Origin of the sequence: uncultured Stenotrophomonas sp., from assembly GCF_963519925.1 — a bacterium.
GTDB lineage: Bacteria > Pseudomonadota > Gammaproteobacteria > Xanthomonadales > Xanthomonadaceae > Stenotrophomonas > Stenotrophomonas maltophilia_AE.
The window spans coordinates 1-10184 of sequence record NZ_CAUQPH010000129.1 but is presented as its reverse complement, the minus strand read 5'-3'; the positions used below and the strand labels follow the sequence as shown (position 1 = coordinate 10184).

At 67.4% G+C, this 10184-nt stretch carries 7 protein-coding genes; 3 read left to right on the top strand and 4 right to left on the bottom strand.

Annotated features, from left to right (window positions below):
- Window positions 1–228: 228 nt before the first annotated feature.
- The 4 genes from RWO33_RS16690 to RWO33_RS16675 form a co-directional block, all read right to left on the bottom strand.
- Complete coding sequence (locus RWO33_RS16690) at window positions 229–2205, bottom strand: M2 family metallopeptidase (protein ID WP_314106265.1); 1977 nt, start codon at window positions 2203–2205, stop codon at window positions 229–231.
- Window positions 2206–2281: 76 nt separating this feature from the next.
- Window positions 2282–3934 carry a phosphoethanolamine--lipid A transferase gene (locus tag RWO33_RS16685; protein ID WP_314106264.1) on the bottom strand — a complete coding sequence of 551 codons (1653 nt, stop codon included), beginning with the start codon at window positions 3932–3934 and terminating at the stop codon, window positions 2282–2284.
- Window positions 3931–4506 carry a phosphatase PAP2 family protein gene (locus RWO33_RS16680; RefSeq protein WP_314106267.1) on the bottom strand — a complete coding sequence of 192 codons (576 nt, stop codon included), beginning with the start codon at window positions 4504–4506 and terminating at the stop codon, window positions 3931–3933. The genes RWO33_RS16685 and RWO33_RS16680 overlap by 4 nt, the downstream gene beginning before the upstream one ends.
- Window positions 4507–4784: 278 nt before the next feature.
- On the bottom strand, window positions 4785–6497 hold the full coding sequence (locus tag RWO33_RS16675) for a glycosyltransferase family 39 protein (protein ID WP_314106263.1): 1713 nt from the start codon (window positions 6495–6497) through the stop codon (window positions 4785–4787).
- A gap of 132 nt (window positions 6498–6629) precedes the next feature.
- Between RWO33_RS16675 and RWO33_RS16670 the strand changes: the two genes are divergently transcribed.
- The 3 genes from RWO33_RS16670 to RWO33_RS16660 all read left to right on the top strand — a co-directional run bounded on the left by RWO33_RS16670 (window position 6630) and on the right by RWO33_RS16660 (window position 10000).
- Window positions 6630–7331 carry a response regulator transcription factor gene (locus RWO33_RS16670; protein WP_314106266.1) on the top strand — a complete coding sequence of 234 codons (702 nt, stop codon included), beginning with the start codon at window positions 6630–6632 and terminating at the stop codon, window positions 7329–7331.
- A complete protein-coding gene (locus RWO33_RS16665; RefSeq protein WP_314106262.1) occupies window positions 7318–8628 on the top strand; it encodes a HAMP domain-containing sensor histidine kinase in 1311 nt (436 codons plus the stop codon). Before RWO33_RS16670 ends, RWO33_RS16665 begins: the two co-directional genes overlap by 14 nt.
- A gap of 121 nt (window positions 8629–8749) precedes the next feature.
- Complete coding sequence (locus tag RWO33_RS16660; RefSeq protein WP_314106261.1) at window positions 8750–10000, top strand: DUF819 family protein; 1251 nt, start codon at window positions 8750–8752, stop codon at window positions 9998–10000.
- The last annotated feature ends 184 nt before the right edge of the window (window positions 10001–10184 follow it).

The window sequence follows — 10184 nt, the reverse complement described above, 5'->3', positions numbered from 1 at the left end:
GTCGCGGCCGGTAGGTCCCTGGCAAAGTAAAGGAGGAGGTGGCGGCCGCAGGCCGCCGCCGGGGGACATTTGCATAGGGGCCTGCCGGCCGCGGCGGGGCCCTCAACGCTCGCGATGAACCTGCTCGAAGACCCTCCGCCAAGCCTCGACGGCCCTAGGGGACGAGACGTTCCACTCCCTTCTGCGATGAAAAAAAAAAAGCCGGCCATGCAGGCCGGCTTTCCTGGTTCAAGGCGCCTTCGGCGCGGCTGCCGCCGCAGGCGGCTGCCAGCCACACATCTGGTCCTGGTTCTGCTGCTTCAGCCACTCGTTGACCGGGGTGAAGTACTCGATCATCGGGCCGGCATCGAGCTTGTCGCCGCCGGTGATTTCCTTCAGCGTGGCCTGCCATGGCTGGCTGGCACCCTTGCTCAGCATCGCCCAGAACTTCTGGCCGGCTTCCTTGTTGCCGTAGAAGCTGCACTGGTGCAGCGGGCCCTTGTAGCCGGCCGCATCGCACAGGCCCTTGTAGAACTGGAACTGCAGGATGCGCGCCAGGAAGTAGCGGGTGTACGGCGTATTACCCGGCACGTGGTACTTCGCGCCCGGATCGAAGAACTCCTCGCCGCGCGCGCTGGCCGGCGCCACGCCCTGGTACTTCGCCTTCAGCTCCCACCACGCCTTGTTGTAGTTGTCCGGGGTGATCGAGCCATCGAACACGCCCCAGCGCCAGCGGTCGATCATCAGCCCGAACGGCAGGAACGACACGCCGCTGAGCGCCATCCGCATCTGCGCGTTGATGGTGGCTTCACGGCTTTCCTGCGGCTTGTCCACCAGCCCGATCGAATTGAGGTACTGCGGGGTCATCGCCAGCACGATGGTGTCGCCGATCGCTTCGTGGAAGCCATCGTTGGCACCGCCCTGGAACAACGGCGGCAGCGGGTTGTAGGCCAGGTCGTAATAGATGTGGCCCAGCTCGTGGTAGATCGTGGTGAAATTTTCTTCGTTCGGCTTGATGCACATCTTGGTGCGCACGTCGCCTTCCATGTTCATGTCCCACGCGCTGGCGTGGCAGACCACGTCGCGGTCCAGCGGCTTGATGAACTGGGTCTTGTCCCAGTACGACTTCGGCAGCGCCGGCATGCCCAGCGAGACATAGAAGTCCTGCGCGCGCTCGGTCATCTGCTTGGCGGTGCGCAGCTCCGCGTCACGCTGCGCCTTGTACAGCGCTTCCACGTTCGCATTGCTGCCGCCGGCCTTGGCCAGCGCACCGCTCAGGTTGGTCTGGTACTGCTTTTCCAGCGCCGCAGTGATGTCCAGGCTGCCGGCACCGGGATACGGCTCCAGCTGGTCCCACAGGTTGGACCAGTCCTGCTGCCACATGTTGCCGAGCAGGTGCGCGGCGATCAGGCCGCCTTCGGTCTCGGCCTTGTCCTTGCCGTAGGTGGTGTCCAGCTTGGTACGCGCGTAGCAGTGCAGCTGCTCGTACATCGGCTTGACCTGCTCCCACAGGCGGTCGGTTTCCGGCCCGATCTGCTCGGCCGGCATGTCGTAGCCGCTGCGCCACATCTGGCCGGCGTCGGCGAAGCCCATTTCCTTGGCGCCTTCGTTGACCAGGCCGACGAAGCGCTGGTAATCGGCGCGCATCGGCTTGGTGGTGGCGTGCCAGCCCTGCCAGGCATCGAGCTGCTTGTCGTAGTCGCGGCTGCTGGCCAGCACCTGCTCCAGGTCGCCGAGCTGGCGGCAGCTGGCCGGGTTGGCCTCGTCGGTGCAGTACTTGCCCGAACCGTAGGCGCCTTCCATGCGGCTGGCAATGCGGGTCAGCTCGCCGAGCTTGGCCGGGTCGCGCGGGGCCGGCATCGCGGTCATCAGCTTGAGCAGGTGGATCTGGCGCTTGGTGTCCTCGCTCATCGGCTGACCGTCGTACTTGCCGGCCTGGGCGATCCAGCCATTGAGGATGGTCAGCCAGCGCTCGTTGGCCTTGGCCGCCACGCGCTCGGAATCGTCATTGATGTAGGTCGAGGACAGCCACTGCGCCGAGGTCATTTCCGGGTACAGGGCCTTGTACTCGGCGTTGACGCGGGCGATGAACTGGTCCGCGGTTTCGGTGGGCGCGGCGGTGCCGGTGGCCGGTGCATCGGCCGGGGACGGTTCCTTCTGGCAGGCCGCCAGGGTCAGCGCGGCAGCGCCGACCGCCAGGGCCAGCAGGAGCGGGCGGTGGTTCACGGGGACATCCTTGGGTGGTGACAGACCGGCGAAGGCTAGTGGGGCCGCCGCCGCACCGCAAGGGCCACAAGTCCCGTCAGCGCGCGCAACCGCTGAACAGGTCGCGGTCGCGGTCGTACAGCGCGGTCTTCACCTGCATCAGGCCCAGTACCGAGGGGAACAGGTTGTCATGGTCGGTGTACTGGCTGGCACGGCGCCGCACGCAGGCCAGGTCCAGTCCACGGCTGGCGGCGAAACCGGGCGAGAACCACATCGTCATCGGTACCCGGGTCTGTTCCTGCGGGGCGATCGCGTACGGCACTCCGTGCAGGTACAGGCCCTTCTCGCCGAGCGATTCGCCATGGTCGGACAGATAGATCATCGCCGTGTCGTAATCCTGCATGCCCTGCAGCGTACCGATGGTGTGGGCCAGCAGCTGGTCGGTGTACAGCAGCGCGTTGTCGTAGCTGTTGGTGATTTCCTCGCGGCTGCACTTGCCCAGGTCCGGGGTGTCGCAGGTCGGGGTGAAGTGGCGGAAGCGGGTGGGATAGCGCTCGAAGTAGCTCGGGCCGTGGTTGCCCAGCTGGTGCAGCACCACCACCCGGTCGCCCGGCGTTGCACGGACCTGTTCGGCGAGGTTGTCGATCAGGATCTCGTCCATGCAACGGCCGTTGGCGCACAGGGTGGGATGCGTTGCATCGTCCAGTGCCTGCATCGGCAGCCCTTCGCACACGCCCTTGCAGCCGGACTGGTTGTCGCGCCACAGCGTGCCGATGCCGGCGTGGTCGAGCACGTGCAGCAGCGACTGGTGCGCGCGGATCTTCTTCTCATCGTAATCGTGGCGGCCATAGGGCGAGAACAGGCAGGGCAGCGACACTTCCGTGCTGGTACCGCACGCGTGCATGTCCGGGAAGTTGATCGCGCTGGTCTGCGCCAGCTGCGGCGTGGTCTGCCGGGCGTAGCCGTTCAGGCCCCAGTCCTGCGCACGCGCGGTTTCGCCCATCACGATCACCAGCAGCCTGGGTTTGCTGTCGGCCGCGCGCGGCGTCGCCTTGGCATCCAGCCCGATCGGCAGCTTGGGTGCGCGCTGGATCGGGTTGTCGCCGCGCAGCGCCTTCGGCAGCCCCAGCAGGTAGTTGCCCGGCGTGGCCAGGTACCGCACTTCGCGCTGGTTGCGCATCAGCGACGACATTTCCTGGAAGGACAGCATCGACCCGCCCAGCGCGACGCACGCCGACACCAGCAGGAAACCGCCGCGCCAGAGCACGGCCTTGCCCCAGCTGCGCCGCACCAGCTGTACGCGCGACAGCAGCACCATCGGCAGCAGCGCCAGCAGCACCAGTGGTGCGAGCAGGCTCGGGGTGATCAGCTCGCGGCTTTCCTTGTGGTCGGTGGCCAGCACGTTGCGCAGCATGTCCGCATCCAGGTAGATGTGGTAGCTGCCCATGTAGTGGGCGGCCATCGCCGTACCCAGCAGCAGCACGCCGATCATCACCTTCGCATTCCAGCGCCACACCAGCAGGCCCATCAGCAGGCTGTGCGCACCCACCAGCAACAGCAGCAGCGACATGGCGAAGCGCAGGCTGCCCGGATGCGTGGCCATCGCGCTGTGCCAGAACAGGCCATTGCAGGCCAGCGCGAAGAACACGCTGGTGAGGGCGATGAGGGTCTCGGTGGAGCACGTGGGGCGCCAGTGGCGCAGCGTGGTGAGCGCGGTCGGGCGTGGCGCATGTGATGCGATGGTATTCATGCGCGCACTCCGCGGGCGCTGATCCGATGCACCAGGAGGAACAGCAGCAGCGACACCGTCCAGCATGTCGCGAGCGTCCACAGGTCATGCGAAAGGAAATGCGCGCCGCGCAGCTGCTGCGCGGCACCGAACACACCCCCTGCGACGAGCCCCAGGGCAAGGCCACGCCATCGCCATGCCGGGCGCACCAGCAGCGCGAAGAAGTACAGGCTCACCCAGGCAAACCCGGCGCTGGAATGCCCGGCCGGGAAGCACACCCCGCGCGGCATGCCGTGCGGGCGGGTGGCGAACAGTCCCACGTACTCGCGCAGGCCGCCGTAGCGCGCCAGGTCCCACGGGCAATCCACGTTGGTGAGCGACTTCAGCAGCGACACCACGCCGGTGCCCAGCGCGACGGCCATGACCAGGTACAGCAGCGGCCAGCGCCATGCGGCCGCGCGTTCGTGGCGCCAGGCGTGGAAGCACAGCACGATGGCCAGCAGCGTTGCCGCTGCGCTCAGCCACTTGCCACCCTTGTGGATCAGCTGGCTGGTGGCCCATGCGTTCTGCAGGAGCCAGTGATGGCCTTCCATGCGGTACAGCTGGTCCGCCAGCCACTGGTCGCCACCACCGACCAAGAGCAGCGTGCTGGTGGCCAGCACCGCCAGCAGCGGCCATGCGAAGTGGTTGCGCAGGAAGAGGGCGTTGCGGGAGTTGGCGTGTTCGGCGAGCGGAAGCGACGCAGCAGGGACAGGGAGCATGAAGGTGGAGCCGGCGGGGAAACCGGCGCCATGGTCGTCAGCAGCGTGTCGGAGACCGGTCGGAGCGATGTTCCCCGCGCGTTAACCGGCACGCGCCGTGCACCTGCGATTCAGTCGCCGTCGTCGACACCGGCGGCCGCGTCCTGCGAAAGCTCCGCGTGACAGTCTGCATGCCACGCCGTGCCCGGCACCAGCCACCAGCGGTTGCGGTTGGCGCTGCCGATCATCACCGCCTGCGCGCGGTCCACGCAGGGACTGAGTGCCTGTTCAAGCACCAGCAGCCAGCGCGAGTGGGGGGCCTGCGCCAGCCACGGACCGGCGTCATGCCACTGTGCGTCCCAAGGCCGCTTGAAGCCGAAGTCGGTCACGGGCCGGTCGGCCTGCAGCAGGTTCTGCTCACGCCACGCCAGTGCACCCAGCTCGGCGTCGGGACCGATTCTTTCGCCCACCTGCTGCATCACCACCGACGCGGAGCTGTACGGACCCAGTGCAGGCATCAATCCCCAACCATGCAGGTTCCAGAGCAGCACCGCAGTGACCACTGCCAGCGCGCCGGCGCGGCGTTGCCGCAGCCACGCGGCCAACAGCAGTACCACCACGCCGAAGCCGAGCAGCCACCCTCCCAGCACCGGCAACAGGGTTTCGGGCATGCCACGTCGGGCGAGCTGCGCATGCGCCCAGACGCCATCTCCCAGCAGCGCTACGCCGATCGCGGCGGCAGCCACGCCCAGCACCAGCACATAGGCCAGCAGCAGCCAGCGCGTGCCGGCGCGGCGCAGCAGGCCGGGCAACAAAGGTGAAGCAGCCACGCACAGCGCTGGCAGCATCGGGAAGATGTAGACCTCGCGCTTGCCCGGGCTGGCGCTGAAGAACAGCAGCACCAGCAAGGCCCAGCCCAGCAGCAGCCAGTAGCGTCCATCCAGTCGCATCAGGCGCCGCCACCATGCTGGAACCAGCGCGGGCAGCAGCAGGCTGCCGGGCAGCCACAACGTGGCAATCACCTGCAGGTAGTACCAGGCCGGCTGCACGTGGTGCCACGCGTTGGCGTAGCGGGTGCCGGTCTGCTTGAACAGCAGCTCGCGCGCGTAGGACTGCAGTTCCGGCGAAGGATCGTTGAGCAGCGCGATACCCAGCGGCCCCAGCCAGACGGCGGTGCCGAGCAGGAACGCCGGCACCAGCCAGAGCAGGGCGCGTGCGCGCGGCAGGGGGTCAACGACGGCCCTGCGTTGCTGCCAGCGCCACAGCGCCCACGGCAGCAGCACCAGCAGCGGCAGGAACCCCACGCCCTTGGTCACCGTACCCAGTCCGGCGGCGAACCCGGCCACCCACAGGGCGCGTGTATTCGGCCGCTCCAGCAGGTGGCGCAGCAGGCCCCACAGCGACAGCGTGGTCAAGGCCACCAGCACCATGTCGATCTGCGCGCGCTTGGCCATCAGCCCGAACTGCAGGCAGCTGGACAGCGCCAGCACGGCCCACCAGGCGAGGCGGCGATTCCACAACCGCCGTGCCAGGTCCCAGCTCAGCCACAACGTGGCCAGCGCGGCCAGCAGCGAGGGCAGCAGGAAGGCCAGGTTCCAGTGCCCGATGACCTGGTAGGTCGCCGCCTGGATCCACATGAACACCGGCGGCTTCTCGGCGTATAGCTCGCTGCCACGGTGCGGCAGCAGCCACTGGCCGGTCTCCACCATGGCACGGGCGGCCAGCACGAAACGCGGCTCGTCCGGCGGGGTCGGGGCACGCAGCCCGATGCCGGCAGCCAGGGCCAGCAACAGGGCAAGGCAGGTCAACAGGCGCCAGGTGCGGCGGGGCAGGAGGGTCGACAAGGGCGGCCGTTCGCAGGGAAAGCCGAACTGTCGGGCATGCGATGTAAGAAAGGTGTCGAATCGGGTTGATTGCGACCGGATTCCGACATCCGGGGGGCTACCATGCCGGGTACCACCCCCGAGTTCCTCCCCATGCGGCTACTGGTCATAGAAGACAACCGCCAACTGGTCGCCAACCTCTTTGAGTATTTCGAGGCACGCGGCCACGTGCTGGACGTCGCGCCCGACGGCGTCACCGGACTGCACCTGGCCGCCACCCAGCAGTACGACGCCCTGATCCTGGACTGGATGCTGCCGCGCCTGGAAGGCCCGGACGTGCTGCGCCGGCTGCGCACCGAGCATGGCTCGGACGTGCCGGTGATCATGCTCACCGCCCGCGACGAACTGCCCGACAAGATCGCCGGCTTCCGCGCGGGTGCCGACGACTACCTGACCAAACCGTTTGCCCTGCCCGAACTGGAAGTGCGGCTCGAAGCCCTGCGGGTGCGCGCGCAGGGCCGAAACCCGCGCAAGGTGCTGGAAGTGGCCGACCTCAGCCTGGACCTGGCGACGCTGGAGGCCAAGCGTGCCGGGCAGCCGCTGCACCTGTACCCGGCGTGCCGCAAGGTGCTGGAAGTGCTGATGCGCGCCAGTCCCGCTGCGGTTACCCGCCAGCAGCTGGAATTCGCACTGTGGGGCGACGAGCTGCCCGACGGCGACCTGCTGCGCTCGCATATCTACGAACTGCGCCGCAGCGTGGATGGGCCCTTCGCGCGCAAGCTCATCCACACATTGCCGCGGGTAGGCTACCGGTTGGGTGCGGCCGCCGGCGAGGGCAGCGATGAGACTGCGTAAGCCCGCGCCGCTGCACCGGCGCCTGGTGTGGTGGCTGCTGGGCTACCTGGCGATGATCTCGCTGGCGGTGTTCAGCGTCGGCAACTACGTGCACGAGCACGCGGAGCATTCCGCCTGGCGCGCGCTGCTGAACTCCGAGCTGGACAGCATCGTCAGCCACATCGAACACGAACCCCATTACCGCTGGCAGGACTCGGACACCCTGCGCCTGTTCTCCGTTGACGACAGCGCCACCGTTCCCGCCGTCCTGCGCACCCTGCATCCCGGCCTGCACGACGGAGTCGACATTGATGGCCGCGCCAGCGCGGTCATGGTGCGCGACACCGACGGGCAGGGCCGCCTTGCGCTGGCGTTGGACATCAACGACTTCCACGACCTGGAGGAGTTCGCCACGCGCTGGGTGATGCTGGCCAGCGTGGTGATGATCCTGGTAACCGTGGTGATGGCCTCGTTCGGCGTCAGCCGGCTGGTCAGCCCGCTGCGGTCGCTGGCCCGGCACATCGACAACCTCAAGCCCGGCCGGCCGGGGCAGCGTGTCGAGGTGGACCCGCGTGGCAGCTCCGAGCTGTACGTCATCGCCGCAGCGCTCAACGACTACCTCGCGCGCAACGAACAGTTCGTCGAACGCGAACGGGTGTTCATCAGCACCGCCAGCCACGAACTGCGCACGCCCATCGCAGTGATCACCGGCGCGGCCGAACTGGCGCTGGAACAGCCCGCGCTGCCCGAGCGCGCGCGCCAGCAGATGCAGCGCGTGCACCGCACTGCACAGGGCGTGGAGCAGCTGATCCAGCTGCTGCTGGTGCTGGCCCGCGAGCCGGCACGCCTGGCCGGGCTGAAGGAGCGCATCGCCCTGGACCAGCTGGTCCCCGACATCATTGAAGACCACCGCCACCTGATGGGCGACAAGGACCTGCACATCACCGTCCAGGAGCTGGCCCGCGTGGACATCATCGCCCCGCTGGGCGTGGTCCAGGCGGCCATCGGCAACCTGCTGCGCAATGCCATCGAAAACAGCGGTCGCGGCACCATCACCATCGCTGTATCCGAGCGCGGCGTCGTCACCCTGCAGGATCCCGGCGAGGGCATGAGTCCCGAAGAGATCGCGGCCGTGTATGCCCGCATGGCGCGCGGTGACCGCAACGAACAGAGCGGGATCGGCCTCGAACTCATCGCCCGTCTGTGCGAACACCTCGGCTGGGCCTTGACCATCGAACCGAGCGAGCTGCGTGGCACGCGCGTGATCCTCGATCTGGGTGCTTCGCTGCCCGGGCAGCACGGCGACCTTCCGCACTGAAGCCACCGGTGCATCGCGCGGCACTGCAGCGTGGTCACCAGTCATGACAATGTTAAGCTGCAGCAGGCGTCGCATCATGCGGCGCTTTTTTTTTGCCCTTTCGATCGACACAGGACCGCATATGCCGACCGAACCCAGTACTGCCCTCATCACCAACGACATCGTTGGCCTTGGCCTCATCGCCGCCACGCTGGCCCTGATTTTCTGGGCCGCCAGCGGCCCGACGCCCCTGTTGAAGAAGATCTTCGCCTGGGTGCCCGCACTGCTGCTGTGCTACTTCATCCCGGCCATCTACAACACCGCCGGCATCCTCGACGGGCACCGCACCGCCCTCTACAACCCCATCGCGCGCGACGTGCTGCTGCCGTCCGCGCTCGTACTGCTCACCCTCTCCATCGACCTCAAGGGCATCCTCAAGCTCGGCCCCAAGCTGCTCATCGTGTTCTGCGCCGGCACCTTCGGCATCATGCTCGGCGCCGTGGTGTCGTTCCAGCTGATGTCCTGGATCCACCCCGAGACCGTCGCCGGCGATACCTGGGCCGGCATGGCCGCACTTGCCGGCAGCTGGATCGGTGGCGGCGCCAACATGGTCGCCATGCGCGAAGTATTCGGCACCGACGCCACCACCTTCGGCCAGTTCGCCGTCGTCGACGTCGCCTGCGCCAGCCTGTGGATGGCCGTCCTGCTGTTCCTGGCCAACCGCGCGCAGCAGATCGACACCCGCAACGGCGCCGACACCCGCGCCATCGACGAAATGAAGGCGCGCATCAGCGCCTACGAAGCCCAGAACGCACGCATTCCCAGCCTCACCGACCTGATGGTGATCGTCGGCGTCGCCCTCGGCGGCGTCGGCCTGGCCCACGCCATCGCCGCCCCCCTGAGCGCCTGGTTCAAAGCCCACATCAGCTGGGCAAGCCAATTCAGCCTCGACAGCGCGTTCGTCTGGGTGGTCCTGCTCTCCACCCTGCTGGGCCTTGGCCTGAGCTTCACCCGCGCGCGCAGGCTCGAATCCGCGGGTGCCTCGCGCTTGGGCACGGTGTTCCTGTACTTCCTGATCGCCTGCATCGGCATGCAGATGGACCTGCTCTCGCTGCTGGATCGCCCGTGGCTGTTCCTGCTCGGCGTGATCTGGATGCTCACTCACATCCTGGTGCTGTGGACCGTCGCCAAGCTGGTCAAGGCGCCGTTGTTCTTCTTCGGCATCGGTTCGATGGGTAACATCGGCGCAGCGGCATCGGCACCGGTGGTAGCGGCAGCGTTCCATCCAAGCCTGGCGCCAGTAGGTGTGTTGCTGGGTACGGTGGGCTATGCAACGGGGACAGGCCTAGCGTATGTCACCGGCTTGATCCTTAAATGGATGGCCGCAGCGTAACAACACCATCAGCATGGTGAGGGCCGGCCAACGGCCGGCGCTACCGCGTTTTCGTTCCGTCATCTTCCATCCGTGGATGGCGGGGCGGCGGTGGGGGTGCGGGACTGTAGAAAACAAGGATTGTTTAAACAAACCCCCAAGGATGGGTTAAAGGCGTGTCCCGCACCCCCCCCCGCGCCCCCCC